Genomic DNA, 24,124 nt, shown 5'->3' with positions numbered 1-24,124 from the left:
CAGGACATCCGCGACGCGAGGCGCCGCTTGAAAGGGAAAGTGCGCGTTTACGAGCGCAGGTCGCGCAGCAGGTCGGGCTTGCGGCTGCGGAAGGCGGCGACCAGCAGCCAGAGCGTCAGCGCGACGAACCAGATCAGGCTCCACTCCGGCATCGACAGGCCGAACAGGCGCCAGCTCACCTCGGCGCACTCGCCCGAACCGGTCAGCACTTGGCGCAACATCGCGCCCATCGGGAAGGCTTCCATCATGTAGGCCAGGTCCGGGCCGCAGGCCGGCACCTGGTCTGGCGGCAGGTGCTGCAGCCACACGTGTCGGCCTGCGATGCCCAGGCCGATCGCCGCCGGGATCAGCGCCAGCACCCCATACGTGGCGCGTCCACCGCGCCCCTTCGGCGCATGCAGGCCACCGATCAGGAACAGCAGTCCCAGCAGCGCGAACGCGCCACGCTGGAACGTGCACAGCGGGCACGGGATTTGGTTCTGGAAATACTGCGTGTATAGCGCAGCGCCAAGCAGCACCACGCAGACCACGAAACCGGACAGGAACTGCGCGCGGAACGACCAGCGAAAAGGATTCATGGGCACGTGCGTCGTAAAGGTGTCCGCATTATCGCCATCCACGCCGCGCACGGCCAATAACCGCTTGGCATGCTCCGTCGCATCGACGCCGCCCCAAAAGCAAAACCCCGGCATGTGCCGGGGTCTGCAGAGGTCTTACGTGGTGCGCGACCGATTACTCGGTGGCGGCGTCCGGACGGTCGACCAGTTCCACGTAGGCCATCGGCGCGTTGTCGCCAGCGCGGAAACCGCACTTGAGGATGCGCAGGTAGCCACCCGGGCGCGACACGTAGCGCGGGCCCAGCGTGGTGAACAGGGTGCCCACGGCTTCCTTGTCGCGCAGACGCGCGAACGCCAGGCGGCGGTTGGCCACGCCATCGACCTTGGCCAGGGTGATCAGCGGCTCGGCGACGCGACGCAGTTCCTTGGCCTTGGGCAGGGTGGTCTTGATCAGGCCGTGCTTGATCAGCGAGGCGGCCATGTTGGAGAACATCGCGGCGCGATGCGAGCTGGTGCGGTTGAACTTACGACCGGCTTTCTGGTGACGCATGAGTGTGCTTCCTGATGAATGTTGAGTCTGTTGAGGTTCGCTGTCGCCATCGTGGCGTTGTTGCTTGGACTGCGGTTGGTCCCTGTCCGGTCATCCTGTCCGGACGTCGCGCGGACCTTATTGGTCCGTCGTCGAGGTAATGCGGTGAAACCAGGTCCCCGCGCCTTGCGACGCGGGGACCTGCGTGTTGCTTGATCAGCCCATCATGCCGTGCTGGGAAACACCGGCCGGCGGCCAGTTTTCCAGCTTCATGCCCAGGGACAGGCCGCGCTGCGCCAGGACTTCCTTGATCTCGGTCAGCGACTTCTTGCCGAGGTTCGGGGTCTTGAGCAGTTCGACTTCGGTCTTCTGGATCAGGTCGCCGATGTAGTAGATGCTCTCGGCCTTGAGGCAGTTGGCCGAACGCACGGTCAGCTCCAGGTCGTCGATCGGGCGCAGCAGCACCGGATCCACGCCACCGGTCTGCTGCTTCGGCGCGCCGCGATCGCGGTGCGTGAAGTCGCCGAACACCGACAGCTGGTCGCTCAGGATGTCGGCGGCGGTGCGCACGGCTTCTTCGGCGTCGATCGTGCCGTTGGTCTCGATGTCCAGGACCAGCTTGTCCAGGTCGGTGCGCTGTTCGACGCGAGCGGACTCGACGGCGTAGGCGACGCGACGGACGGGCGAGAACGAGGCATCCAGCACCAGGCGGCCGATGGCACGGCTTTCTTCATCCGGACGGCGACGGGCAGCGGCCGGCTGATAGCCGAAGCCACGCTCGATCTTCAGGCGCAGGTTGACCGCGATGTCCTTGGTCAGGTGCGCGATCACGTGGTCGGGATTCAGGATCTCGACGTTGTGGTCGGTCTTGATGTCGCTGGCGGTCACCACGCCCGGACCCTGCTTGGTCAGGCTCAGGGTGGCGTTGTCACCGGTGTGGATGCGGATGGCCACATCCTTGAGGTTCAACAGGACTTCCAGCACGTCCTCCTGCAGACCCTCGATGGTGCTGTACTCGTGCAGCACGCCGTCGATCTCGACCTCGGTGATGGCGAAGCCGGGGATGGACGACAACAGCACGCGGCGCAACGCATTGCCCAGCGTATGACCATAACCACGCTCCAGCGGTTCGATGACCACCTTGGCGCGGTTGTCGGTCAGGCGCTCGATCTGCGGGCCGCGGGGGCGCAGCACTTGCTGAGTGATACCCGTCATGTTGCTTTGTCTCCTGCAAACACCCCTGCCATGGCAGGGGTGCGGTTGTGATTACTTCGAGTAAAGCTCGACGATCAGCGCTTCGTTGATGTCGGCGGGCAGATCCGAACGGACCGGCACGGCCTTGAACACGCCGGCAAACTTCTTCGAATCCACTTCCACCCACGACGGGCTCAGGTCCAGCTGCTCAGCGACGGTCAGGGACTCCTGGACGCGCAGCTGCTTCTGTGCCTTTTCCGACAGTTCGATGGCGTCGCCAGCCTTGACCTGGTACGACGGCAGGTTCACGGACTTGCCGTTGACCAGCACGCCACGGTGCGAGACCAGCTGACGGGCGGCCGGACGGGTGACCGCGAAACCCATGCGGTAGATCACGTTGTCCAGACGGGTTTCCAGCAGCTGCAGGAGGTTCTCGCCGGTGTTGCCTTTCTTGGTCGAGGCCTTCTTGTAGTAATTGCGGAACTGACGCTCCAGCAGGCCGTAGATACGCTTGACCTTCTGCTTTTCACGCAGCTGGGTGGCGTAGTCGGACAGCTTGCCCTTGCGGGCAGTGGCGCCGTGCTGGCCGGGCTTCTGCTCCAGCTTGCACTTGGAGTCCAGCGCGCGCGCCGGGCTCTTGAGGGACAGGTCTGCGCCTTCGCGACGAGCGAGTTTGCAGGTAGGACCGATGTAACGAGCCATTTCTTATCGCTCCCTTTAGACGCGACGCTTCTTCGGCGGACGGCACCCGTTGTGCGGGATAGGCGTCACGTCGATGATGTTGGTGATCTTGTAGCCGACGTTGTTGAGCGAACGTACGGCCGACTCACGGCCCGGACCCGGACCCTTGATGCGGACTTCCAGCGACTTCAGACCGTAGTCGAGTGCTGCACGGCCGGCCTTTTCGGCGGCGACCTGTGCGGCGAACGGGGTCGACTTACGCGAACCGCGGAAGCCTGCACCGCCCGACGTTGCCCACGAGAGCGCATTGCCCTGGCGGTCGGTGATGGTGACGATGGTGTTGTTGAACGAAGCGTGGACGTGGGCGACGCCATCAGTGATGACGCGCTTGATCTTCTTCTTCGGTGCCTTTGCAGCTGGCTTGGCCATGATGTGCGCCCCTTACTTCTTGATGGCTTTGCGCGGACCCTTACGGGTGCGAGCATTGGTACGGGTGCGCTGGCCGCGCAGCGGCAGACCGCGACGATGGCGCAGGCCGCGATAGCAGCCCAGGTCCATCAGGCGCTTGATCGCCATACCCACTTCGCGACGCAGGTCGCCTTCGACGATGTACTTGCCGATTTCGGCGCGCAGGCGCTCGACTTCCGGCTCGGACAGGTCACGGATCTTGGTGGTCACCGTCACGCCTGCGGCTTCGCAGACCTTCTTGGACCGGGTACGGCCAATGCCGTAGATGCTCTGCAGCCCCACCCAGACGTGCTTCTGGGCAGGCAGGTTGACACCTGCAATACGCGCCATGACGCGATTCTCCAAACTGTTTGATGGCCGGCGAACGCCCGCCCAGAAACGGACAGACGCACTTGTGGCGTAGTGAACTGGAAATGATAGCAAGGTCTCGGGTTACTTGGAAGCCCATGGAACCTTTCGGTTCCACGGACCCGGCATGGGGAGTGTGCCCATGCTCCGGCGCCGGAAGCGGCCTGGCCCGACGACCCGAGAGTCTTCGTGCCGCCCCGCGCTACTCTGGCGCAGGGACTGAACGCTTCACACCCGCGCGCGAGACCGCCGCACGAGCCGCCCATTTTGAAAGTCCGGCCGATGGCCGGGCTTGGTGGCGGAATGGGTCCGCCGCGATTTCGACTACAGGATCAGCCGCGGGACAAGCCGCGCGAACCGCCCTTCAGATTGGCCTTCTTCAACAGGCTTTCGTACTGGTGCGACATCAGGTGCGCCTGGATCTGCGCGATGAAGTCCATCACCACCACCACCACGATCAGCAGCGAAGTGCCGCCGAAGTAGAACGAGGTGCCCAGCTGGGTACGCATCACTTCCGGCAACAGGCACACCGCCACCAGATAAAGCGCGCCAGCGGCGGTCAGGCGGGTCAGTACCGCGTCGACGTAGTCGGCCGTGGCCTTGCCTGGACGGATGCCAGGAATCAGCGCGCCGGACTTCTTCAGGTTCTCGGCGGTTTCCTGCGAGTTGAACACCAGCGCCGTGTAGAAGAACGCGAAGCCGATGATCATCGCCGCGAACACGATCATGTGCAGCGGCTCACCCGGGGCCAGTGCCTGCGAGATGCGCTGCAGGGTCACGGCGGCCGGCGACTGGCCCGACCACATCGCCAGCGTCGCCGGGAAGGCCAGGATCGACGAGGCAAAGATCGGCGGAATCACGCCTGCCATGTTCAGCTTGAGCGGCAGGAACGAAGTCTGGTTCATGTAGGCGTTGCGGCCACCCTGACGACGGGCGTAGTTCACCGTGATGCGGCGCTGGCCGCGTTCGACGAACACCACGAACCAGGTGAAGGCAAACACCACCACAGCGACGATGATCAGCGCGATGGGGCTCATCGTGCCGTCGTTGACCGCGCTGAACGTGTGGATCACCGCAGCCGGCAGGCCGGCGACGATGCCAGAGAAGATGATCAGCGACACGCCGTTGCCGACGCCACGCTCGGTGACCTGCTCGCCCACCCACATCAGGAAGATGGTGCCCGCGGTCAGGGCGACGATCGCTGTGATCACGAAGCCCATGCCCGGCATGTAGACGACCGGCGCGCCACCCGGAGCAGTCTGGTGCTGCAGGGCCAGGGCAATACTGCCGCCCTGCACCACCGCCAGCAGGACCGCGCCGATGCGCGAGTACTGGGTGATCTTGCGCCGACCGGACTCGCCCTCCTTCTGCAGCGCCTTGAGCGCCGGGAAGATGTGCGCGCCCAGCTGGATCACGATCGATGCCGAGATGTACGGCATGACGTTCAGCGCGAAGATGCTGAAGCGATGCAGGGCGCCGCCCGAGAACATGTTGAACATGTCCACGATGCCGCCGCCCTGCTGCTGCATGAGCGCAATCATGGCATCCGGGTTCACACCCGGGACCGGAACGTAGCAACCGATCCGGTAAACGATCAGGGCCCCCAGGACGAACAGCAAACGCTGCCGCAACTCGGTGAATTTGCCCAGACCACCCGCCATGCCTTGCTGCGCCATGCTTCGCTTACTCCTGGATGCTGCCGCCGGCAGCTTCGATCGCGGCCTTGGCACCGGCCGTTGCGGCCACGCCCTTCAGCGTGAACGCCTTGGTCAGGCCACCCTTCAGCACGATCTTGGCGCGCTTGGCGGTGCTGGGCACCAGCTTGGCGGCGCGGAGCGCGGCGAAGTCGATCTCGCCTGCCTGCAACTTGTCCAGTTCATAGGACAGCACTTCGGCGACGTTCTTCTTCAGCTTGGAGCGGAAACCGACCTTCGGCAGACGCTTCACCAGCGGCATCTGGCCGCCTTCGAACTTCGCCTTGATCTTGCCCTTACCCGAACGGGCAAAGGAACCCTTGTGGCCGCGGCCGGCAGTCTTGCCCAGGCCCGAACCGATACCGCGACCGACGCGCTTGCGTGCGGTACGGGCGCCGTCGACGGGCGCGAGAGTGTTGAGACGCATGTTGATTACTCCTCGACGCGGACGAGGTAGTGAACCTTGGCGATCAGACCGCGCACCTGCGGGCTGTCCTTCAGTTCACGCACATCGTTGAGCTTGTTCAGGCCCAGGGCCTTCACCGACAGGCGGTGACGGGACTGGGAACCACGCAGGCCACGCACCAGGCGGACCTTCACAGTCTTGTTGGACTCATTAGCCATGGGTCAGCTCCTCCACCGACTTGCCGCGCTTGGCCGCGATGCGGGCCGGCGACTGCATGTCTTCCAGGCCGCGCAGGGTCGCACGCACCAGGTTGATCGGGTTACGCGAACCGACAGCCTTGGCCAGCACGTTCTTCACGCCGACCGCTTCCAGCACGGCGCGCATGGCGCCACCGGCGATGACGCCAGTACCTTCCGAGGCGGGCTGCATGAACACGCGGGCCGCGCCGTGGCCGGCCTTGACCGGGTGCCACAGGGTGCCGTTGTTGAGGTTCACGTTGAGCATGCCCTTGCGGGCATATTCCATCGACTTCTGGATCGCGACCGGCACTTCGCGCGCCTTGCCGTAACCAAAACCGATGCGACCGTTGCCGTCGCCCACCACCGTCAGTGCGGTGAAGGTGAACTGGCGACCGCCCTTGACCGTCTTGCTGACGCGGTTGACCGCGATCAGCTTCTCGATCATGCCGTCGTCGACTTTCTCTTCGCGGTTGCGATCGCGCCCGCGCGAGCGTTGTTCTTCTGCCATGTCTATATTCCTGTTGAAAGGGTCTGTACGGCTTGGCCGCTTATAGCTGTGGTCTGGAGCGGTGAAACGCAGCTGGATGCATAAGATCCAGGGCGCCCGGTGCAACCCGCACCGGCGGGAATAGCGTGGGGACTAGCCCCACGCCGTTCAAGCTTAGAACTGCAGGCCGCCTTCGCGAGCTGCGTCGGCCAGCGCCTTGACGCGGCCGTGGTAGCGGTAGCCCGAGCGGTCGAACGCGACCTTCTCGACGCCGGCGGCCTTGGCGCGCTCGGCGATCAGCTTGCCGACCTTGGCGGCGGCGTCGCTGTTCTTGCCATTCTTCAGGCCTTCCTTCACGTCGGCCTGCAGGGTGTTCGCCGAAGCGATCACCTTGGAGCCATCGGCAGTGAAGACCTGCGCGTACAGGTGCTGGCCGGTACGCAGGACGGTCAGGCGGTGCACACCGAGCACACGGATGTGCGAACGGGTGGACTTGGCGCGACGCAGACGGGCGGTATTCTTGATGCTCATGATCTTGATCCTCGGGAAGGAGAAAGGCCTTAGGCCTTCTTGGCTTCCTTGCGAATGATGGTTTCGTCGGAGTACTTCACGCCCTTGCCCTTATAGGGCTCCGGCGGACGGAAACCGCGGATCTTGGCCGCAACTTCACCGACGCGCTGCTTGTCTGCGCCCTGCACCAGGATTTCCGTCTGGGTCGGGACTGCCAGGGTGATGCCTTCCGGTGCCTTGAACAGGATCGGATGGGAGAAACCCAGCGCCAGGCTGAGGTCCGCACCCTGCATCGTGGCGCGGTAACCCACGCCCACCAGGTCCAGCTTGCGCTGGAAACCTTCCGACACGCCGTGGACCATGTTGGCCAGGATCGCGCGGATGGTGCCGGTGATGGCGTCGTCGCCCGGGGTCGCCGGCGACAGGTTCAACACGCCGTCTTCCAGCGCGATGTCGACACCGGCCGGCTTGGCCATCGACAGGGTGCCCTTCGGGCCCTTGACGGTCAGCGTGTCGTTCTCGTTCTTGTACTCAACACCCTTGGCCAGGGTGATCGGCTTCTTGGCTACGCGGGACATGGTCGCAAGCTCCTTCGCTTAGGCCACGAAGCACAGGACTTCACCGCCGACGCCATGCTGGCGCGCCTGCGAGTCGGTCATGATGCCCTTGGAGGTGGAGATGATGGCGATACCCAGGCCGTTGAGGACCTTCGGCAGTTCGTCCTTGCCACGGTAGTGGCGCAGGCCCGAACGCGACACGCGCTTGAGCGTATCGATGACCGGCTTGCCCTCGAAATACTTGAGGACGATTTCCAGCTCGGCCTTGTTGTTCTCGGTCTTGGTGACGCGCGAGTCGGCAATGTAGCCCTCGGCCTTCAGCACGCCGGCGATGGCGACCTTGATGGTGGAGGACGGCATTTTCACCGTCTGCTTGCCAACGGCGGCCGCATTCTTGATGCGGACCAGCATGTCGGCGATGGGATCAGTCATGCTCATGTGCGATTCCTATGAGTAGCACCGATATCCGCTTTCGCGAAGATCTTCAGATTGTGGTGGCGAGCCGCCGATGAGGCGCCCCGCCCTTTTTACGAACTTCTTTCAATGCGCAAGCCCGGCTGCGGTCTGCAACCAGGCTTGCGGATGGTGCGAAATCCGGGCCGCGGATTCTACACCATAAAACGCTGCAGTGTTACCAGCTCGCCTTGCGCAGGCCGGGAACGTCGCCACGCATGGTGGCTTCGCGCAGCTTGTTACGGGCCAGGCCGAACTTGCTGTACACGGCGCGCGGACGACCCGACAGCTCGCAACGGGTGCGGAAACGGCTCGGAGACGAGTCGCGCGGCAACTTCTGCAGCTTGGTGGCGGCGTCGATCTTTTCCTCGTACGAGGCGTCCGGGCTGGACACGATCTTCTTCAGTGCTTCGCGCTTGACCGCGTACTTCTTGGCCAGCTTCGCCCGCTTGATGTCGCGGTTGACCATGGAGGTCTTTGCCATGAGTGTCTCCTCGACTTAGTTGCGGAACGGGAACTTGAAGGCTTCGAGCAGCGCCTTGGCTTCGGCGTCGGTCTTGGCAGTGGTCGTGATGGCGATATCCATACCGCGGACGGCATCGACCTGGTCGAAGTCGATTTCCGGGAAGATGATCTGTTCCTTCACGCCCATGTTGTAGTTGCCACGGCCGTCGAACGAACGACCGGACACGCCACGAAAGTCGCGGACGCGCGGCAGCGAGATGCTGATCAAGCGATCCAGGAATTCGTACATGTGGGCACGGCGCAAGGTGACCTTGCAGCCGATCGGCCAGCCGTCACGGATCTTGAACGAAGCCACCGAAACGCGCGACTTGGTCGTGATCGGCTTCTGGCCGGTGATCTTGGCCAGATCAGCAACGGCGTTTTCCAGGATCTTCTTGTTGGTCGCCGCTTCACCCACACCCATGTTGATGGTGATCTTGGTGATCTTCGGGACTTCCATCGGATTGGTGTAGCCGAACTTCTTGGTCAAGTTCGGAACAACCTCTTCCTTGTAGATTTTTTCGAGACGAGTGGTCATTACCTCATTCCTCAGGCGTCAAGCGCCTCACCGCTGGAGCGGAACACACGCAGTTTGCGTCCATCCTCCAGCACCTTGAAGCCAATGCGTTCGCCCTTGCCGGTAGCGGCGTTGAACGGAGCAACATTGGAGATATGGATCGAGGCTTCGCGCTCGACGACGCCGCCAGCAACACCAGCCTGGGGGTTCGGCTTGGTGTGGCGCTTGACGATGTTCACGTTGGCCACGACCACACGGTCGCCTTCCACACGCAGCACGTCGCCCTGCTTGCCCTTGTCCTTGCCGGTCAGAACGACCACCTGGTCGCCTTTCTTGATTCGGTTAGCCATCTTGATTTCCTCCGCTCACAGCACTTCGGGTGCGAGCGAGACGATCTTCATGAACTTCTCGGAGCGCAGTTCACGGGTCACCGGTCCGAAGATACGGGTGCCGATCGGCTCCTGCTTGTTGTTGAGCAGCACGGCGGCGTTGCCGTCGAAGCGGATCAGCGAGCCGTCGGCGCGACGCACACCCTTGCGGGTCCGCACCACGACGGCGTCATACACTTCGCCCTTCTTGACCTTGCCGCGCGGAATTGCATCCTTCACGGTGACCTTGATGATGTCACCGATGCCGGCGTAACGACGCTTGGAGCCGCCGAGCACCTTGATGCACATCAGTTCCTTGGCACCGGAGTTGTCGGCCGCGTCGAGATAGCTCTGCATCTGGATCATGATTCAGACTCCTCTTATTCGGCCGCGCGGGCGACGATCTCGACCACGCGCCAGTTCTTGGTCTTGGACAGCGGCGCGATCTCCACGATGCGGACCAGGTCGCCTTCATTGCAGGCGTTGTCGGCGTCGTGGGCGTGCAGCTTGGTCGAGCGCTTGATGTACTTGCCGTACAGGGCGTGCTTGACCTGACGTTCCACCAGGATGGTGACCGTCTTGTCCATCTTGTTGCTCACGACACGGCCTTCGACCGTGCGCTGCGTTTTCTGTTCGTTGTCACTCATGTCGGCTGTCCTTACTTCTTGCTGCCGAGCAGGGTCTTGACGCGAGCAATCTCGCGACGGACCCGGCGGGTTTCGTGGGTCTTCGGCAGCTGACCGGTGGCCTTCTGCATACGCAGGGAGAACTGTTCCTTGCGCAGCTCGCCCAGGTGGGCGTTCAGCTCGTCAGCAGACTTCTCGCGGAGTTCTTTGATAGCCATTAGCGCACCGTCCGGGCAACAAAGGTGGTGGTGACCGAAAGCTTGGCGGCGGCCAGGCGGAACGCCTCGCGTGCCGTTGCTTCATCCACGCCTTCGATTTCATAGATCATGCGGCCCGGCTGGATCTGGGCCACCCAATATTCCACGTTGCCCTTACCGGAGCCCATGCGGACTTCGATCGGCTTCTTGGTGATGGGCTTGTCGGGGAACACGCGGATCCACATCTTGCCGCCGCGCTTGACGTAACGGCTGATGGAACGACGTGCTGCCTCGATCTGACGCGCGGTCAGCTGACCGTGCGCCGTGGCCTTCAGGCCGTACTCGCCGAACGAGACGAGGTTTCCGCTCCAGCTCAGGCCCGAGTTACGGCCCTTGTGCATCTTGCGGTATTTGGTTCGCTTGGGTTGCAACATTGCCGGTTACCTCGCGTCACGATCGCGGGACGGACGAGACGGGCGTTCGCTGCGCTCGGGGCGCGCGTCGTCCTGCTTTTCCTGACCCACCTGGCTGAAGTCGAACACTTCGCCCTTGTAGACCCACACCTTGATGCCGATGATTCCGTAGGTGGTCTTCGCTTCGGCAAAGCCGTAGTCGATGTCGGCGCGCAGGGTGTGCAGCGGCACACGACCTTCGCGGTACCACTCGGAACGGGCGATCTCGGCACCGTTCAGTCGGCCAGCGACGTTCACCTTGATGCCCAGGGCACCGAGGCGGATCGCGTTGCCGACCGCGCGCTTCATCGCGCGGCGGAACATGATGCGACGCTCAAGCTGCTGGGCGATGGACTCGGCCACCAGCTGGGCGTCCAGCTCCGGCTTGCGTACTTCGGTGACGTTGATGTGCGCCGGGACGCCCATCATTTCGCTCACTTCCTTACGCAGCTTCTCGATGTCCTCGCCGCGCTTGCCGATCACCACGCCCGGGCGGGCGGTGTGGATCGTCACGCGAGCGGTCTTTGCGGGACGCTCGATCAGGATCTTGCTGATACCGGCCTGGGCAAGCTTCTTGCGCAGCATCTCGCGGACCTTGAGGTCAGCAGCCAGATAGCTGGCGTAGTCGCCCTTGTTGGCGAACCACTTGGAATTCCAGTCCTTGGAGATACCAAGGCGAATGCCGATCGGATGTACTTTATGGCCCATAGTCTTATTTGCCCTTGCCTTCGCCAACCACCACGGTGATATGGCTGGTGCGCTTGAGGATGCGCGTGCCGCGGCCCTTGGCGCGGGCCATGAAACGCTTCAGCGTCGGGCCTTCGTCGACCATGATGGTCGTGACCTTCAGCTCGTCGACGTCGGCGCCCTGGTTGTTCTCGGCGTTCGCGATGGCCGATTCAACGACCTTCTTGATGAGGGCCGCAGCCTTCTTGTCCGAGAACTTCAGCAGGTTGACGGCGCGCTCGGCCGACAGGCCACGCACCTGGTCAGCGACCAGGCGGGCCTTCTGCGGGGAGATGCGCGCGGTGCGCAGGATGGCTTTCGCTTCCATTGTCATCTCTCCTTAGCGCTTGCCGGCCGACTTCTTGTCGCCACCGTGACCCTTGAAGGTCCGGGTGACGGCAAATTCGCCGAGCTTGTGGCCGACCATGTTCTCGTTGACCAGCACCGGAACGTGGTTCTTGCCGTTATGCACGGCGATGGTGAAACCCACCATCTCCGGCAGGATCATTGAACGACGCGACCAGGTCTTGATCGGACGCTTGCTACCGGCCGCAGCCTCCACCTTCTTGACGAGGTGGTGATCGACGAACGGGCCCTTCTTGAGTGAACGTGCCATGGTCGATTAGCCCCTACGATCGCGGACGATGAATTGCTGGGTGCGCTTGTTATGGCGCGTCTTGTAGCCCTTGGTCGGGACACCCCACGGGGTGACCGGATGCGGGTTGCCCTGGCCAGCCTTGGCTTCACCACCACCGTGCGGGTGATCGACCGGGTTCATGGCCGCGCCGCGGACGGTCGGCTTGATACCGCGCCAACGCTTGGCGCCGGCCTTGCCGAGCTTCTCCAGGCTGTGCTCGTCGTTGCCGACTTCGCCGACGGTGGCGCAGCACTCGGCCGGCACCTTGCGCATTTCGCCGGAGCGAAGACGCAGCGTGGCAAAGCCCTGCTCGCGAGCGACCAGCTGCACGGCGGCGCCAGCGGCACGGGCGATCTGCGCGCCCTTGCCAACCTTCAGCTCGATGCAGTGGACCGTCGTACCGACCGGGATGTTCAGCAGCGGCAGCGTGTTGCCAGCGCGGATCGGGGCGTCACGGCCCGCGATCACCTGGTCACCGGCCTTCAGGCCCTTGGGGGCGATGATGTAGCGACGCTCACCGTCCACGTAGCACAGCAGTGCGATGTGCGCGGTGCGGTTGGGATCGTATTCGATGCGCTCGACCCGGGCGGGAATACCGACCTTGTCGCGCTTGAAGTCGATGATGCGGTAGTGCTGCTTATGGCCACCACCGATATGACGGGTGGTGATGCGGCCATGGTGGTTGCGACCGCCAGACTTGCTCTGCTTCTCGAGCAGAGGTGCATGCGGGGCGCCCTTGTGCAGGTCCGGAGTCACCACGCGCACGGCCGAACGACGGCCGGGGGAAGTGGGTTTGAATTTCATCAATGGCATGTGGGTCTACCTCAGGCCGTGGCCGACACGTCGATGGCCTGGCCATCGGCCAGACGCACATACGCCTTTTTCCAGTCGCCGCGACGGCCATTGCGGTTACGGAAGGACTTGTTCTTGCCCTTGACGTTCACCACGTTGACAGCCTCGACCTTGACGTCGAACAACTGCTCGACCGCAGCCTTGATATCGGCCTTGGTGGAGTCGTTCGAGACTTCGAAGACGTACTGATTGGATACTTCCTGCAGGCGTGCAGTCTTTTCAGACACGCGCGGAGCGCGCAGCACGCTGAAGATTTTTTCGTTGCTGATCATGCCAGCCACTCCTCGATCTTCTTCACCGCGTCAGCGGTGATCACGACGGTGTCGGCGCCGACCAGCGAAGCCGGGTCCAGGCCCTGCACGTCACGCACTTCGACGTAAGGCAGGTTGCGGGCCGACAGATAGAGGTGCTCGGAAGCATCCTCGGTCACGATCAGCGGACGCTTACCGACGTTCAGGTCCTTGAGCTTGGAAATCAGGCCCTTGGTGTTGGTCGCTTCGACGTCGAACGCCTCCACGATGGTCAGACGGTCCTGACGAGCCAGCTCGCTCAGGATGGCCTTCATCGCGGCGCGGTACATCTTGCGGTTGACCTTCTGCTCGAAGCTGCGCGGCTTGGCCGCGAAGGTCACGCCGCCGCCGACGAAGATCGGAGCCGTCAGCGCGCCATGACGCGCACCGCCGCCCTTCTGCTTCTTCGACTTCTTGGTGGTGCCGTTGACTTCCGAACGGGTCTTCTGGGCCTTGGTGCCCGCGCGACCTGCGTTGCGGTAAGCCACGACGACCTGGTGGACCAGGTCCTGGCTGAATTCGCGACCAAACACTTCGTCGGAGACCGACAGTTTGTTGGCGCTGCCGTTAATGGCAAGTTCCATCATCGTTCTCCTTAGCCCTTGCTCGCCGGACGCACGATCACGTCACCACCCGGCGCACCCGGCACGGCACCGCGAATGGCGATCAGGCCACGCTCGGCGTCCACGCGGACGACTTCAAGGTTCTGCGTGCTCTGCTGCACGGCACCCATGTGACCGGACATCTTCTTGCCCGGGAACACACGACCCGGGGTCTGGCGCTGACCCAACGAACCCGGCGCGCGATGCGACAGCGAGTTACCGTGGGTAGCGTCGCCCATCCGGAAGTTGTAGCGCTTGATGGTGCCCTGGAAGCCCTTACCCTTGGTCACGCCTTCGACGTCGACCTTCTGGCCCACTTCGAAGATGTCGGCCTTGATCTCGCCGCCAATGCTGAAGTCACCGATCTTGTCGGCTTCAACGCGCAGCTCCCACAGGCCACGACCTGCTTCGACCTTGGCCTTGGCCAGGTGGCCGGCGATCGGCTTGTTGATCAGGGCAGCACGACGCGTACCAACGGCAACCTGCACGGCGCTGTAGCCGTCGGTTTCAGTGGTCTTGATCTGGGTGATGCGGTTCGGGGTGGCTTCGATCAGGGTGACCGGGATGGACTTGCCATCTTCGGTGAACACCCGGGTCATGCCGGCCTTACGGCCAACGATGCCCAACGAAAATTTCTTCGCAGTCATGGTCGTTTGCCTCAGGTCAACTTGATCTGAACGTCAACGCCAGCCGCCAGCTCGAGCTTCATCAGCGCGTCGACGGTCTTGTCGTTGGGATCAACGATATCCAGCACACGCTTGTGCGTGCGGGTCTCGTACTGATCGCGCGCGTCCTTATCGGCGTGCGGCGACACCAGGATGGTGTAGCGTTCGATCTTGGTGGGGAGCGGGATCGGGCCGCGCACTTGCGCGCCGGTCCGCTTAGCCGTTTCGACGATCTCGCTTGCCGAGCGGTCGATCAGGCGATGATCGTAGGCTTTGAGCCTGATACGGATCTTTTGGTCCGCCATGACGATTTCCTGTGTTGAAAGAGCGACGGGCGCGGCCTCTGGGATGCCTTGCCCCGGTAATGGTTCACGTGCTTTTGAAAGTCCCTGCGCCTGTGCCAGCTGATCCAGCCGACGCGCCGGGGCCTCAAAAGGCCCGGGAATCTTCCTGACAAACAAGGCAGACCGATGACCGGCCTGCCCAGACGAAAAAGTATAGAACGCATGATCACGCCCGTCAACAGCCCGGGCGCACAACCGCGCGAAAAGTTACCCTTTCGCGCGTCGGTTCACACGTCAACTTCCTGTCTGGCGAACACGAGGCGCTTCCTGCACCTCTTTTCGCGGTAGGCCGATCACTTCTCCCAGGGAGGGACCGGCAGGTCTTGCGCAAGAAACGGCCGCCGTCGCCGGCGACCGCCTTGGGATTACTTGATGATCTTGGCCACGACGCCGGCGCCGACGGTACGGCCGCCTTCGCGAATCGCGAAGCGCAGACCTTCGTCCATGGCGACCGGGTTGATCAGGGTCACGACCATCTTCACGTTGTCACCCGGCATCACCATCTCGGTGCCTTCCGGCAGCTCGACCGCACCGGTGATGTCGGTGGTACGGAAGTAGAACTGCGGACGGTAGCCCTTGAAGAACGGGGTGTGGCGACCGCCTTCGTCCTTCGACAGCACGTACACTTCCGATTCGAACTCGGTGTGCGGCTTGATCGAACCCGGCTTGGCCAGCACCTGGCCACGCTCGACGTCGTCACGCTTGGTGCCGCGCAGCAGCAGACCGGCGTTGTCACCTGCCTGGCCCTGGTCCAGCAGCTTGCGGAACATTTCCACGCCGGTCACGGTGGTCTTCTGCACCGGACGGATGCCGACGATTTCGATTTCGTCGCCAACCTTGATGATGCCGCGCTCGATACGACCGGTCACCACGGTGCCGCGGCCCGAAATCGAGAACACGTCTTCGACCGGCATCAGGAACGCCTTGTCGATGTCACGCTCCGGCTCCGGAATGAAGGTGTCGAGGGCTTCGACCAGCTTCAGGATCGCCGGCACGCCGATGTCGCTCTGGTCGCCTTCCAGCGCCAGACGGGCCGAGCCGTGGATGATCGGGGTGTCGTCGCCCGGGAAGTCATACTTGCTCAGCAGCTCACGAACTTCCATCTCGACCAGCTCGAGCAGCTCGGCGTCGTCGACCATGTCGGCCTTGTTCAGGAACACCACGATGTGCGGCACGCCGACCTGGCGCGACAGCAGGATGTGCTCGCGGGTCTGCGGCATCGGGCCGTCAGCGGCCGAGCACACCAGGATCGCGCCGTCCATCTGGGCAGCACCGGTGATCATGTTCTTGACGTAGTCGGCGTGGCCCGGGCAATCGACGTGCGCGTAGTGACGCGACGGCGATTCGTATTCCACGTGTGCGGTCGAGATCGTGATGCCGCGCGCCTTCTCTTCCGGCGCCGCGTCGATCGCGTCATAAGCCTTGAACTCGCCACCGAAACGCTCGGCGCCGACCTTGGTCAGTGCGGCGGTCAGCGTGGTCTTGCCATGGTCAACGTGACCGATGGTACCCACGTTCACGTGCGGCTTAGTGCGCTCGAACTTACCCTTTGCCATTGTCGTAATCCTTCAAAAGTTGTCTGTGTTTGATGCGTTGGGCGAAGCGGTCGATTACTTCTTGGTGACCGCTTCAGCAATGTTGGCCGGCGCTTCGGCGTAGTGGTCGAACTCCATCGAGAAGGTCGCGCGACCCTGCGACATCGAGCGCAGCGTGGTGGCGTAGCCGAACATTTCGCCCAGCGGCACCATCGCGTTGATGACCTTGCCCGACGGCGTGTCGTCCTGGCCCTGTAGGATGCCACGACGACGGCTCACGTCGCCCATCACGTCACCCAGGTAATCCTCGGGGGTGACGATCTCGACCTTCATCATCGGCTCCAGCAGGACCGGGCTGGCCTTGCTGAAAGCTTCCTTGAACGCCATCGAGCCGGCGACCTTGAACGCCATTTCGTTGGAGTCGACGTCATGGAACGAGCCGTCGACGGCCTTGATGGCCACGTCGACCACCGGGAAGCCGGCGAGCACACCGTTCTTCAGCGCGTCTTCGATGCCCTTACCGGCAGCAGCGACGTATTCCTTCGGCACCACGCCACCGACGATCGCGCTTTCGTAGGAGAAGCCCGCGCCACGCTCGGCCGGCTCCATCTCGATGACGATGTGGCCGTACTGGCCGCGACCACCGGACTGACGCACGAACTTGCCTTCCTGCTTGACAGCCTTGCGGATCGTCTCGCGGTAGGCCACCTGCGGCTTGCCGACGTTGGCTTCAACGTTGAACTCGCGCTTCATGCGGTCGACGATGATTTCCAGGTGCAGCTCGCCCATGCCGGCGATGATGGTCTGGCCGGATTCTTCGTCGGTACGGACGCGGAACGACGGATCTTCCTGCGCCAGGCGACCCAGGGCCAGACCCATCTTTTCCTGGTCCGACTTGGTCTTGGGCTCGACGGCCATCGAGATCACCGGCTCCGGGAACACCATGCGCTCCAGGGTGATGATCTTGTCCTGCGCGCACAGGGTGTCACCGGTGGTGACGTCCTTCAGGCCCACAGCAGCGGCGATGTCGCCTGCACGGACTTCCTTGATTTCTTCGCGGTTGTTGGAGTGCATCTGCAGGATGCGACCCACGCGCTCCTTCTTCGACTTGACCGGGTTGTACACGGCATCGCCGGAGTTCAGCACGCCCGAGTACACGCGGAAGAAGGTCAGCGAACCCACGAACGGGTCGGTCATGATCTTGAACGCCAGCGCCGAGAACGGCTCGTTGTCACCGGCCTTACGGGTGTCTTCCTTCTCGTCTTCGTCGATGCCCTGCACCGGCGGACGATCGGTCGGCGACGGCAGCAGCTGGATCACGCCGTCGAGCATGGCCTGCACGCCCTTGTTCTTGAACGCGGTACCGCAATAAACCGGCACCACTTCCACGCGCAGGGTGCGCTCACGCAGACCCGACAGGATCTCTTCCTCGGACAGCTCGCCCTCGTTGAGGTACTTGTCCATCAGGGTTTCACTGGCTTCGGCCGCGGCCTCGACCATGAAGCTGCGCGCAGCTTCGGACTCTTCCAGCAGGTTGGCCGGAATGTCGCGGTACTCGAACACGGTACCCTGCGAAGCGGTATCCCAGTGGATCGCCTTCATCTTGACCAGGTCGATCACGCCCTCGAAGCCGTCTTCGGCACCGATCGGCACCTGCATCGGCACGGCGTAGGCGCCCAGACGGGCCTTCAGCTGCTCGACAACCTTGTTGAAGTTGGCACCGGTGCGGTCCATCTTGTTGACGAACGCAAGGCGCGGCACGGCGTACTTGTTGGCCTGGCGCCACACGGTTTCCGACTGCGGCTGCACGCCACCGACGGCGCACAGCACGAACACCGCACCGTCGAGCACGCGCAGCGAGCGCTCCACTTCGATGGTGAAGTCCACGTGGCCGGGGGTGTCGATGATGTTGAAGCGGTGCTGCGGCATGGACTTGTCCATGCCCGACCAGAAGGCGGTGGTGGCAGCGGAGGTGATCGTGATGCCACGCTCCTGCTCCTGCTCCATCCAGTCCATCGTGGCTGCGCCATCGTGCACTTCACCGATCTTGTGGCTGACGCCGGTGTAGAACAGGATGCGCTCCGACGTGGTGGTCTTGCCCGCGTCGATGTGGGCCATGATGCCGAAGTTGCGGTAACGCTCGATGGGAGTGGTGCGAGCCACGAGGAGTCTCTCTCTATGTTGAAAGAATGCCGCGCCATGGGGCGCGGACAGGAGCAGTGATCACCGGATTCCTAAAGACCGAATGCCGCCCGTGGGCGGCTTTCGTGTCTTGGCGCGGCGATCCACCGCAGTGTGGCGCCGAGATGGCGCCTGGGGGCCGAAGTATCAAGCCCCCTGCATTGCCATTACCAGCGGTAGTGCGCGAAAGCCTTGTTGGCTTCGGCCATACGGTGGGTTTCTTCACGCTTCTTGATGGCGCCGCCACGGTTTTCCGAGGCGTCCAGCAGTTCGGCAGCCAGCTTCTTCGGCATGGTGTTCTCACCACGCTTGCGAGCCGACTCGATCAGCCAACGCATGGCCAGCGCCAGGCGGCGCGAGGAGCGCACTTCGACCGGCACCTGGTACGTGGCACCACCGACGCGGCGCGACTTCACTTCGACGGCCGGGGAGATGTTCTCCAGCGCCTTCTCGACCAGCTCGAGGGCGTTGGGATTCTTCTCACCGATGACATCCATGGCGCCGTAGACGATCTTTTCGGCGACGGACTTCTTGCCGCTCAGCATCACCATGTTGATGAAGCGGGCGATGGTCTGCGACCCATGCTTCGGATCAGGCAGAACGGTGCGCTGCGGCGCGGAACCTTTACGAGACATGATTTATTCCCTTAGCTCTTCGGGCGCTTGGCGCCGTACTTGGAACGGCCCTGGCGACGCTTGGCAACGCCAGCGGCGTCCAGCGAACCGCGCACGGTGTGGTAACGAACGCCCGGCAGGTCCTTGACGCGACCGCCGCGGATCAGCACCACCGAGTGCTCCTGCAGGTTGTGCCCTTCGCCACCGATGTAGCTGATGACTTCTTCCTGGTTGGTCAGACGCACCTTGGCCACCTTGCGCAGCGCCGAGTTCGGCTTCTTGGGCGTGGTGGTGTAGACACGGGTGCAGACGCCACGGCGCTGCGGGCAGTTGTCCAGTGCGGGCGACTGGCTCTTGTACGTGGGTGCCTGCCGCGGCTTGCGGACCAGCTGGTTGATCGTTGCCATCTTTGGATTCTTTGAATGAAGGCCGAAAACGCCGGGCCTTGTGCGTGAAAACGACGGCAGGCCGTAAAAGCGGCCTGCCGAGACAGGAGAGTATAGCTGGCTGTTGAATTTGTCGTCAACCGACGAAATCCGCACAGCCGTCTGGTCGATCCCCGACCGGGATACGGGGCGCATCCTGCGCCCCCTTCCACTTGGCTCGGCCGGCCCTCGCAAGGGCCGGCCGGTCTTGCTTACTGCTGCTCGGCGCCGCTTTCCGACTCGGCTTCGCCACCTTCGGCGACCGCTTCGGCGCTGGCCGGACCCGACAGGGCCGCCATTTCCGAATCGGTCAGACCCGAAGCGTTGCGACGGCGGCTGGCGTGGTACGTCAGGCCCGTGCCGGCCGGGATCAAGCGGCCGACGATCACGTTTTCCTTCAGGCCGCGCAGGCTGTCGCGGGTACCGCGCACGGCGGCCTCGGTCAGCACGCGGGTGGTTTCCTGGAAGGACGCTGCGGAGATGAACGACTCGGTCGCCAGCGAAGCCTTGGTGATGCCCAGCAGAACCGGATCGGCCTGAGCCGGCAGTTCGTTACGCTTCACCAGCTTGGCGTTCTCCTCGATCATGCGCTGCTTCTCGACCTGCTCGCCCGCCAGGAACTTGCTGTTGCCGGCGTCGGTGATTTCCACCTTGCGCAGCATCTGACGGGTGATCACTTCGATGTGCTTGTCGTTGATCTTCACGCCCTGCAGGCGATAGACGTCCTGGATTTCCTTGACCAGGTAGGCGGCCAGCGGCTCGACACCCAGCAGGCGCAGGATGTCCTGCGGCGAGGGCTCGCCGTCCACGATGGTTTCGCCCTTGGCCACGTGCTCGCCTTCGAACACGATGATCTGGCGGAACTTCGGAATCAGCTCCTCGTGTTCGGTGCCGTCGGTGTCCTTGATGATCAGGCGCTGCTTGCCCTTGGTGTCCTTGCCGAAGCTGATCACGCCCGAACGCTCGGCCAGGATCGCCGGATCCTTCGGCTTGCGCGCTTCGAACAGGTCGGCCACGCGCGGCAGACCACCGGTGATGTCGCGGGTCTTGGACGCTTCCTGCGGCACCTTGGTCACCACGTCGCCCACGCCGACGGCCGCGCCGTCCTGCAGGTTGACGACCGAGCGCGGCGGCAGCAGGTACTGCGCCGGCATGTCGGTGCCCGGGATGTTCAGGTCGTTGCCCTTGGCATCGACGATGCGGACCAGCGGACGCAGGTCCTTGCCCATCGAGCCGCGACGCTTCGGATCGGTGATCTCGCGCGAAGCCAGGCCGGTCAGGTCGTCGGTCTTCTCGATGACGGTGATGCCGTCGACGAAATCCACGAAGCGCACGAAACCGGCCACTTCCGACACGATCGGGTGGTTATGCGGGTCCCAGTTGGCCACGGTCTGGCCAGCCTTGACCGCATCGCCGTCCTTGACGTTGATGGTCGCGCCGTAGGTCAGCTTGTAACGCTCGCGCTCACGGCCGTGGGCGTCCAGCACCGACAGTTCACCCGAACGCGACACGGCGACCAGGTTGCCGCTGGCGTGCTCGACCGACTTCAGGTTGTTGAACTTCACCGAGCCGGTGGTCTTGACCGTGATGTTGTCCACGGCCGCCGCACGCGATGCCGCACCACCGATGTGGAACGTACGCATGGTCAGCTGGGTGCCGGGCTCACCGATCGACTGGGCGGCGATGACGCCGACCGCTTCGCCGATGTTGACGGTGTGGCCGCGGGCCAGGTCACGGCCGTAGCACAGGGCGCACACGCCGAAGTCCGAGGTGCAGGTGATGGTCGAACGGACCTTCACCGACTGCACGCTGGCGTCTTCGAGCTTCTGCACCCAGGCTTCGTCCAGCAGGGTGTTGCGGGTGACGATCGGATCCTCGTCGTTGCCCGGCAGGAACACGTCCTCGGCCACGATGCGGCCCAGCACGCGCTCGCGCAACGGCTCGACGACGTCGCCGCCTTCCACGATCGGGGTCATGGTCAGACCTTCCGAGGTGCCGCAATCGACTTCGGTGATCACCACGTCCTGGGCCACGTCGACCAGGCGACGGGTCAAGTAACCGGAGTTCGCCGTCTTCAGCGCGGTATCGGCCAGACCCTTACGGGCACCGTGGGTGGAGTTGAAGTACTCCTGCACGTTCAGGCCTTCGCGGAAGTTCGCCTTGATGGGCGTCTCGATGATCGAGCCGTCCGGACGCGCCATCAGGCCGCGCATACCGGCCAACTGACGGATCTGCGCCTGGCTACCACGGGCACCGGAGTCGGCCATGATGTACAGCGAGTTCATCGACTTTTCGTTGATGGTCTCGCCCTTGGCGTTGAGCACCTTGTCGGTACCGATGGTGTCCATCATCGCCTTGGCGATGCGCTCATTGGTACGCGACCAGATGTCCACGACCTTGTTGTAGCGCTCGCCGGCGGTGACCAGACCGGACTGATACTGCTCCTGGATTTCCAGCACTTCCTGCTCGGCTTCGCCCAGGATGCCCTTCTTCTCATCCGGGATGACCATGTCGTCGATACCGATCGACACGCCGGCGCGAGTGGCGTAGTGGAAGCCGGTGTACATCAGCTTGTCGGCGAACACGACCGTGTCCTTCAAGCCCAGCTGGCGATAGCTGGAGTTGATCAGGCGCGAGATGTTCTTCTTGGTCAGGTCGGTGTTGGCCAGCGCGAACGGCAGGCCTTCCGGCAGGATTTCGGCCAGCAGGGCGCGACCGATCGTGGTGTCCACGATCGAGGTCTTCTTTTCGCGGCTGCCGTCGTCGGCGATCACGGTCTCGGTGATGCGGACCTTGACCTTGGCGTGCAGTTCGACCACACGGTTGTCGTAGGCGCGCTTCACTTCGGCGATGTTGGCGAACACCATGCCCTCGCCTGCCTTGTTCTCCAGCGAGCGGGTCATGTAGTACAGGCCGAGCACCACGTCCTGCGACGGCACGATGATCGGCTCGCCGTTGGCCGGCGACAGGATGTTGTTGGAGGACATCATCAGCGCACGCGCTTCCAGCTGGGCTTCCAGCGAGAGCGGCACGTGGACAGCCATCTGGTCACCGTCGAAGTCGGCGTTGAACGCAGTACAGACCAGCGGATGCAGCTGGATGGCCTTGCCTTCGATCAGGACCGGCTCGAACGCCTGGATGCCCAGACGGTGCAGGGTCGGCGCACGGTTCAGCAGCACCGGATGCTCGCGGATGACTTCTTCCAGGATGTCCCAGACTTCGCCTTCTTCGCGCTCGACCAGCTTCTTGGCGGCCTTGATGGTGGTGGCCAGGCCGCGACGCTGCAGCTTGGCGAACACGAACGGCTTGAACAGCTCCAGCGCCATCTTCTTCGGCAGGCCGCACTGGTGCAGCTTGAGGTACGGACCGACCACGATGACCGAACGGCCGGAGTAGTCGACGCGCTTGCCGAGCAGGTTCTGGCGGAAGCGACCCTGCTTGCCCTTGATCATGTCGGCCAGCGACTTGAGCGGGCGCTTGTTGGTGCCGGTGATGGCGCGGCCGCGACGGCCGTTGTCCATCAGGGCGTCAACCGATTCCTGCAGCATGCGCTTTTCGTTGCGCACGATGATGTCCGGAGCGTTGAGCTCCAGCAGGCGGCGCAAGCGGTTGTTGCGGTTGATGACGCGGCGGTACAGGTCGTTCAGGTCCGAGGTCGCGAAGCGGCCGCCATCCAGCGGCACCAGCGGACGCAGGTCCGGCGGCAGCACGGGCAGCACGGTCATGACCATCCATTCCGGACGGTTGCCCGATTCCAGGAAAGCTTCGACCAGCTTGATGCGCTTGGTGAGGCGCTTGAGCTTGGTTTCCGAACCGGTGCTGGCGATTTCCTCGCGCAGCTTGACCATCTCGGCCTGCAGGTCGATGCCGCGCAGCAGGTCGAACACGGCCTCGGCGCCCATGGCGGCGTCAAAGTCGTCGCCGTGCTCCTGGCGCGCGGTCATGTACTGCTCTTCGTTGAGCAGCTGGCGGCTCTCGAGCGGGGTCAGGCCCGGCTCGGTGACCACATAGGCTTCGAAGTACAGCACGCGCTCGATGTCGCGCAGGGTCATGTCCAGCATCAGGCCGATGCGCGAGGGCAGCGACTTGAGGAACCAGATGTGCGCGACCGGCGAGGCCAGGTCGATGTGGCCCATGCGCTCGCGGCGCACCTTGGCCAGGGTCACTTCGGTGCCGCACTTCTCGCAGACCACGCCGCGGTGCTTCATGCGCTTGTACTTGCCGCACAGGCACTCGTAGTCCTTGATCGGTCCGAAGATGGCGGCGCAGAACAGGCCGTCACGCTCGGGCTTGAAGGTACGGTAGTTGATGGTTTCCGGCTTCTTCACTTCGCCGAAGGACCACGAACGGATCAGGTCCGGCGAGGCCAGCGCGATCTTGATCGCGTCGAAGTCCAGGGTCTGGCGCTGCTGGTTGAAGAGGTTGAGCAGGTCTTTCATTTTGGTTCTCCCTCAGGAGGAATGCTT

At 63.4% G+C, this 24,124-nt stretch carries 33 protein-coding genes; all 33 read right to left on the bottom strand.

The features are described from left to right. Nucleotides 1-47 precede the first annotated feature (47 nt). Entirely contained in the window at nucleotides 48-578 is a 531-nt protein-coding gene (locus BMZ17_RS02515; RefSeq protein ID WP_093138000.1) for a disulfide bond formation protein B, read from the bottom strand. A gap of 154 nt (nucleotides 579-732) precedes the next feature. After that, a complete protein-coding gene (gene rplQ / locus BMZ17_RS02510; RefSeq protein WP_093135110.1) occupies nucleotides 733-1,107 on the bottom strand; it encodes a 50S ribosomal protein L17 in 375 nt (124 codons plus the stop codon). 195 nt (nucleotides 1,108-1,302) lie between these two features. Continuing rightward, nucleotides 1,303-2,301: a DNA-directed RNA polymerase subunit alpha gene (gene rpoA / locus BMZ17_RS02505; protein ID WP_093135106.1), complete on the bottom strand. Its 999-nt coding sequence runs from the start codon at nucleotides 2,299-2,301 to the stop codon at nucleotides 1,303-1,305. A gap of 51 nt (nucleotides 2,302-2,352) precedes the next feature. After that, nucleotides 2,353-2,982 carry a 30S ribosomal protein S4 gene (gene rpsD, locus BMZ17_RS02500; RefSeq protein ID WP_014161359.1) on the bottom strand — a complete coding sequence of 210 codons (630 nt, stop codon included), beginning with the start codon at nucleotides 2,980-2,982 and terminating at the stop codon, nucleotides 2,353-2,355. 15 nt (nucleotides 2,983-2,997) lie between these two features. After that, entirely contained in the window at nucleotides 2,998-3,390 is a 393-nt protein-coding gene (gene rpsK / locus BMZ17_RS02495) for a 30S ribosomal protein S11 (RefSeq protein ID WP_093135101.1), read from the bottom strand. A 12-nt stretch (nucleotides 3,391-3,402) separates the two neighbouring features. After that, nucleotides 3,403-3,759: a 30S ribosomal protein S13 gene (gene rpsM, locus BMZ17_RS02490; protein ID WP_014161361.1), complete on the bottom strand. Its 357-nt coding sequence runs from the start codon at nucleotides 3,757-3,759 to the stop codon at nucleotides 3,403-3,405. 350 nt (nucleotides 3,760-4,109) lie between these two features. Continuing rightward, nucleotides 4,110-5,453 (bottom strand): preprotein translocase subunit SecY, encoded by a 1,344-nt coding sequence (gene secY / locus BMZ17_RS02485; RefSeq protein ID WP_093135098.1) that lies wholly within the window; start codon nucleotides 5,451-5,453, stop codon nucleotides 4,110-4,112. Nucleotides 5,454-5,460: 7 nt separating this feature from the next. Next, on the bottom strand, nucleotides 5,461-5,904 hold the full coding sequence (gene rplO, locus BMZ17_RS02480) for a 50S ribosomal protein L15 (RefSeq protein WP_175485517.1): 444 nt from the start codon (nucleotides 5,902-5,904) through the stop codon (nucleotides 5,461-5,463). After that, entirely contained in the window at nucleotides 5,904-6,095 is a 192-nt protein-coding gene (rpmD, locus tag BMZ17_RS02475; RefSeq protein ID WP_014161364.1) for a 50S ribosomal protein L30, read from the bottom strand. Before rpmD ends, rplO begins: the two co-directional genes overlap by 1 nt. Continuing rightward, nucleotides 6,088-6,624: a 30S ribosomal protein S5 gene (rpsE, locus tag BMZ17_RS02470; protein ID WP_093135088.1), complete on the bottom strand. Its 537-nt coding sequence runs from the start codon at nucleotides 6,622-6,624 to the stop codon at nucleotides 6,088-6,090. Before rpsE ends, rpmD begins: the two co-directional genes overlap by 8 nt. Before the next feature lie 153 nt (nucleotides 6,625-6,777). After that, nucleotides 6,778-7,134, bottom strand: coding sequence for a 50S ribosomal protein L18 (gene rplR / locus BMZ17_RS02465; protein ID WP_093135083.1), 357 nt, complete (start codon nucleotides 7,132-7,134; stop codon nucleotides 6,778-6,780). Between the two features lie 29 nt (nucleotides 7,135-7,163). Beyond that, nucleotides 7,164-7,691: a 50S ribosomal protein L6 gene (gene rplF / locus BMZ17_RS02460; RefSeq protein ID WP_093135079.1), complete on the bottom strand. Its 528-nt coding sequence runs from the start codon at nucleotides 7,689-7,691 to the stop codon at nucleotides 7,164-7,166. An 18-nt stretch (nucleotides 7,692-7,709) separates the two neighbouring features. Next, nucleotides 7,710-8,108, bottom strand: coding sequence for a 30S ribosomal protein S8 (gene rpsH / locus BMZ17_RS02455; protein WP_093135076.1), 399 nt, complete (start codon nucleotides 8,106-8,108; stop codon nucleotides 7,710-7,712). A 193-nt stretch (nucleotides 8,109-8,301) separates the two neighbouring features. After that, nucleotides 8,302-8,607, bottom strand: a complete 306-nt coding sequence (gene rpsN / locus BMZ17_RS02450) for a 30S ribosomal protein S14 (protein WP_093135073.1) — start codon at nucleotides 8,605-8,607, stop codon at nucleotides 8,302-8,304. 15 nt (nucleotides 8,608-8,622) lie between these two features. Then, on the bottom strand, nucleotides 8,623-9,165 hold the full coding sequence (gene rplE / locus BMZ17_RS02445) for a 50S ribosomal protein L5 (RefSeq protein ID WP_093135070.1): 543 nt from the start codon (nucleotides 9,163-9,165) through the stop codon (nucleotides 8,623-8,625). Between the two features lie 11 nt (nucleotides 9,166-9,176). After that, nucleotides 9,177-9,494, bottom strand: a complete 318-nt coding sequence (rplX, locus tag BMZ17_RS02440; RefSeq protein WP_093135066.1) for a 50S ribosomal protein L24 — start codon at nucleotides 9,492-9,494, stop codon at nucleotides 9,177-9,179. Nucleotides 9,495-9,509: 15 nt separating this feature from the next. Continuing rightward, the gene (gene rplN, locus BMZ17_RS02435) at nucleotides 9,510-9,878 is read right to left on the bottom strand and encodes a 50S ribosomal protein L14 (protein WP_014161372.1); all 369 of its coding nucleotides are present in this window, start codon (nucleotides 9,876-9,878) and stop codon (nucleotides 9,510-9,512) included. 14 nt (nucleotides 9,879-9,892) lie between these two features. Further along, nucleotides 9,893-10,159, bottom strand: coding sequence for a 30S ribosomal protein S17 (rpsQ, locus tag BMZ17_RS02430; protein WP_014161373.1), 267 nt, complete (start codon nucleotides 10,157-10,159; stop codon nucleotides 9,893-9,895). A gap of 11 nt (nucleotides 10,160-10,170) precedes the next feature. Further along, the gene (gene rpmC, locus BMZ17_RS02425) at nucleotides 10,171-10,356 is read right to left on the bottom strand and encodes a 50S ribosomal protein L29 (protein WP_093135061.1); all 186 of its coding nucleotides are present in this window, start codon (nucleotides 10,354-10,356) and stop codon (nucleotides 10,171-10,173) included. Then, nucleotides 10,356-10,769: a 50S ribosomal protein L16 gene (rplP, locus tag BMZ17_RS02420; protein WP_014161375.1), complete on the bottom strand. Its 414-nt coding sequence runs from the start codon at nucleotides 10,767-10,769 to the stop codon at nucleotides 10,356-10,358. Before rplP ends, rpmC begins: the two co-directional genes overlap by 1 nt. Nucleotides 10,770-10,775: 6 nt before the next feature. After that, nucleotides 10,776-11,495: a 30S ribosomal protein S3 gene (rpsC, locus tag BMZ17_RS02415; RefSeq protein WP_093135056.1), complete on the bottom strand. Its 720-nt coding sequence runs from the start codon at nucleotides 11,493-11,495 to the stop codon at nucleotides 10,776-10,778. Between the two features lie 4 nt (nucleotides 11,496-11,499). Then, complete coding sequence (gene rplV / locus BMZ17_RS02410) at nucleotides 11,500-11,841, bottom strand: 50S ribosomal protein L22 (RefSeq protein ID WP_014161377.1); 342 nt, start codon at nucleotides 11,839-11,841, stop codon at nucleotides 11,500-11,502. Nucleotides 11,842-11,853: 12 nt separating this feature from the next. Beyond that, complete coding sequence (rpsS, locus tag BMZ17_RS02405) at nucleotides 11,854-12,129, bottom strand: 30S ribosomal protein S19 (protein ID WP_093135052.1); 276 nt, start codon at nucleotides 12,127-12,129, stop codon at nucleotides 11,854-11,856. Between the two features lie 6 nt (nucleotides 12,130-12,135). After that, complete coding sequence (rplB, locus tag BMZ17_RS02400) at nucleotides 12,136-12,963, bottom strand: 50S ribosomal protein L2 (protein WP_093135047.1); 828 nt, start codon at nucleotides 12,961-12,963, stop codon at nucleotides 12,136-12,138. 11 nt (nucleotides 12,964-12,974) lie between these two features. Further along, nucleotides 12,975-13,274, bottom strand: coding sequence for a 50S ribosomal protein L23 (gene rplW, locus BMZ17_RS02395; RefSeq protein ID WP_093135043.1), 300 nt, complete (start codon nucleotides 13,272-13,274; stop codon nucleotides 12,975-12,977). Next, nucleotides 13,271-13,876: a 50S ribosomal protein L4 gene (gene rplD / locus BMZ17_RS02390; RefSeq protein WP_093137999.1), complete on the bottom strand. Its 606-nt coding sequence runs from the start codon at nucleotides 13,874-13,876 to the stop codon at nucleotides 13,271-13,273. The genes rplW and rplD overlap by 4 nt, the downstream gene beginning before the upstream one ends. Before the next feature lie 11 nt (nucleotides 13,877-13,887). Then, entirely contained in the window at nucleotides 13,888-14,541 is a 654-nt protein-coding gene (gene rplC, locus BMZ17_RS02385) for a 50S ribosomal protein L3 (RefSeq protein ID WP_093135039.1), read from the bottom strand. An 11-nt stretch (nucleotides 14,542-14,552) separates the two neighbouring features. Continuing rightward, on the bottom strand, nucleotides 14,553-14,864 hold the full coding sequence (gene rpsJ, locus BMZ17_RS02380) for a 30S ribosomal protein S10 (protein WP_014161383.1): 312 nt from the start codon (nucleotides 14,862-14,864) through the stop codon (nucleotides 14,553-14,555). A gap of 404 nt (nucleotides 14,865-15,268) precedes the next feature. Further along, nucleotides 15,269-16,459, bottom strand: coding sequence for an elongation factor Tu (gene tuf / locus BMZ17_RS02375; RefSeq protein ID WP_093134989.1), 1,191 nt, complete (start codon nucleotides 16,457-16,459; stop codon nucleotides 15,269-15,271). A 54-nt stretch (nucleotides 16,460-16,513) separates the two neighbouring features. Next, nucleotides 16,514-18,601: an elongation factor G gene (gene fusA / locus BMZ17_RS02370; RefSeq protein ID WP_093135034.1), complete on the bottom strand. Its 2,088-nt coding sequence runs from the start codon at nucleotides 18,599-18,601 to the stop codon at nucleotides 16,514-16,516. Between the two features lie 185 nt (nucleotides 18,602-18,786). Beyond that, a complete protein-coding gene (gene rpsG / locus BMZ17_RS02365) occupies nucleotides 18,787-19,254 on the bottom strand; it encodes a 30S ribosomal protein S7 (protein WP_093135030.1) in 468 nt (155 codons plus the stop codon). Between the two features lie 11 nt (nucleotides 19,255-19,265). Then, complete coding sequence (gene rpsL, locus BMZ17_RS02360; protein WP_014161387.1) at nucleotides 19,266-19,640, bottom strand: 30S ribosomal protein S12; 375 nt, start codon at nucleotides 19,638-19,640, stop codon at nucleotides 19,266-19,268. 230 nt (nucleotides 19,641-19,870) lie between these two features. Continuing rightward, entirely contained in the window at nucleotides 19,871-24,097 is a 4,227-nt protein-coding gene (gene rpoC / locus BMZ17_RS02355; protein WP_093135026.1) for a DNA-directed RNA polymerase subunit beta', read from the bottom strand. Between the last annotated feature and the right edge of the window lie 27 nt (nucleotides 24,098-24,124).

The organism is Pseudoxanthomonas sp. GM95 (assembly GCF_900109775.1).
Taxonomy (GTDB): domain Bacteria; phylum Pseudomonadota; class Gammaproteobacteria; order Xanthomonadales; family Xanthomonadaceae; genus Pseudoxanthomonas_A.
This window is presented reverse-complemented; position numbering and strand designations above follow the sequence as displayed.

Bases quoted from the DNA above. Each gene is read 5' to 3' on its own strand.
- BMZ17_RS02515 (WP_093138000.1), bottom strand. From the start codon at position 578: ATGAATCCTTTTCGCTGGTCGTTCCGCGCGCAGTTCCTGTCCGGTTTC.
- rplQ (WP_093135110.1), bottom strand. From the start codon at position 1,107: ATGCGTCACCAGAAAGCCGGTCGTAAGTTCAACCGCACCAGCTCGCAT.
- rpoA (WP_093135106.1), bottom strand. From the start codon at position 2,301: ATGACGGGTATCACTCAGCAAGTGCTGCGCCCCCGCGGCCCGCAGATC.
- rpsD (WP_014161359.1), bottom strand. From the start codon at position 2,982: ATGGCTCGTTACATCGGTCCTACCTGCAAACTCGCTCGTCGCGAAGGC.
- rpsK (WP_093135101.1), bottom strand. From the start codon at position 3,390: ATGGCCAAGCCAGCTGCAAAGGCACCGAAGAAGAAGATCAAGCGCGTC.
- rpsM (WP_014161361.1), bottom strand. From the start codon at position 3,759: ATGGCGCGTATTGCAGGTGTCAACCTGCCTGCCCAGAAGCACGTCTGG.
- secY (WP_093135098.1), bottom strand. From the start codon at position 5,453: ATGGCGCAGCAAGGCATGGCGGGTGGTCTGGGCAAATTCACCGAGTTG.
- rpmD (WP_014161364.1), bottom strand. From the start codon at position 6,095: ATGGCTAATGAGTCCAACAAGACTGTGAAGGTCCGCCTGGTGCGTGGC.
- rpsE (WP_093135088.1), bottom strand. From the start codon at position 6,624: ATGGCAGAAGAACAACGCTCGCGCGGGCGCGATCGCAACCGCGAAGAG.
- rplR (WP_093135083.1), bottom strand. From the start codon at position 7,134: ATGAGCATCAAGAATACCGCCCGTCTGCGTCGCGCCAAGTCCACCCGT.
- rplF (WP_093135079.1), bottom strand. From the start codon at position 7,691: ATGTCCCGCGTAGCCAAGAAGCCGATCACCCTGGCCAAGGGTGTTGAG.
- rpsH (WP_093135076.1), bottom strand. From the start codon at position 8,108: ATGAGCATGACTGATCCCATCGCCGACATGCTGGTCCGCATCAAGAAT.
- rpsN (WP_093135073.1), bottom strand. From the start codon at position 8,607: ATGGCAAAGACCTCCATGGTCAACCGCGACATCAAGCGGGCGAAGCTG.
- rplE (WP_093135070.1), bottom strand. From the start codon at position 9,165: ATGACCACTCGTCTCGAAAAAATCTACAAGGAAGAGGTTGTTCCGAAC.
- rplX (WP_093135066.1), bottom strand. From the start codon at position 9,494: ATGGCTAACCGAATCAAGAAAGGCGACCAGGTGGTCGTTCTGACCGGC.
- rplN (WP_014161372.1), bottom strand. From the start codon at position 9,878: ATGATCCAGATGCAGAGCTATCTCGACGCGGCCGACAACTCCGGTGCC.
- rpsQ (WP_014161373.1), bottom strand. From the start codon at position 10,159: ATGAGTGACAACGAACAGAAAACGCAGCGCACGGTCGAAGGCCGTGTC.
- rpmC (WP_093135061.1), bottom strand. From the start codon at position 10,356: ATGGCTATCAAAGAACTCCGCGAGAAGTCTGCTGACGAGCTGAACGCC.
- rplP (WP_014161375.1), bottom strand. From the start codon at position 10,769: ATGTTGCAACCCAAGCGAACCAAATACCGCAAGATGCACAAGGGCCGT.
- rpsC (WP_093135056.1), bottom strand. From the start codon at position 11,495: ATGGGCCATAAAGTACATCCGATCGGCATTCGCCTTGGTATCTCCAAG.
- rplV (WP_014161377.1), bottom strand. From the start codon at position 11,841: ATGGAAGCGAAAGCCATCCTGCGCACCGCGCGCATCTCCCCGCAGAAG.
- rpsS (WP_093135052.1), bottom strand. From the start codon at position 12,129: ATGGCACGTTCACTCAAGAAGGGCCCGTTCGTCGATCACCACCTCGTC.
- rplB (WP_093135047.1), bottom strand. From the start codon at position 12,963: ATGCCATTGATGAAATTCAAACCCACTTCCCCCGGCCGTCGTTCGGCC.
- rplW (WP_093135043.1), bottom strand. From the start codon at position 13,274: ATGATCAGCAACGAAAAAATCTTCAGCGTGCTGCGCGCTCCGCGCGTG.
- rplD (WP_093137999.1), bottom strand. From the start codon at position 13,876: ATGGAACTTGCCATTAACGGCAGCGCCAACAAACTGTCGGTCTCCGAC.
- rplC (WP_093135039.1), bottom strand. From the start codon at position 14,541: ATGACTGCGAAGAAATTTTCGTTGGGCATCGTTGGCCGTAAGGCCGGC.
- rpsJ (WP_014161383.1), bottom strand. From the start codon at position 14,864: ATGGCGGACCAAAAGATCCGTATCAGGCTCAAAGCCTACGATCATCGC.
- tuf (WP_093134989.1), bottom strand. From the start codon at position 16,459: ATGGCAAAGGGTAAGTTCGAGCGCACTAAGCCGCACGTGAACGTGGGT.
- rpsG (WP_093135030.1), bottom strand. From the start codon at position 19,254: ATGTCTCGTAAAGGTTCCGCGCCGCAGCGCACCGTTCTGCCTGATCCG.
- rpsL (WP_014161387.1), bottom strand. From the start codon at position 19,640: ATGGCAACGATCAACCAGCTGGTCCGCAAGCCGCGGCAGGCACCCACG.
- rpoC (WP_093135026.1), bottom strand. From the start codon at position 24,097: ATGAAAGACCTGCTCAACCTCTTCAACCAGCAGCGCCAGACCCTGGAC.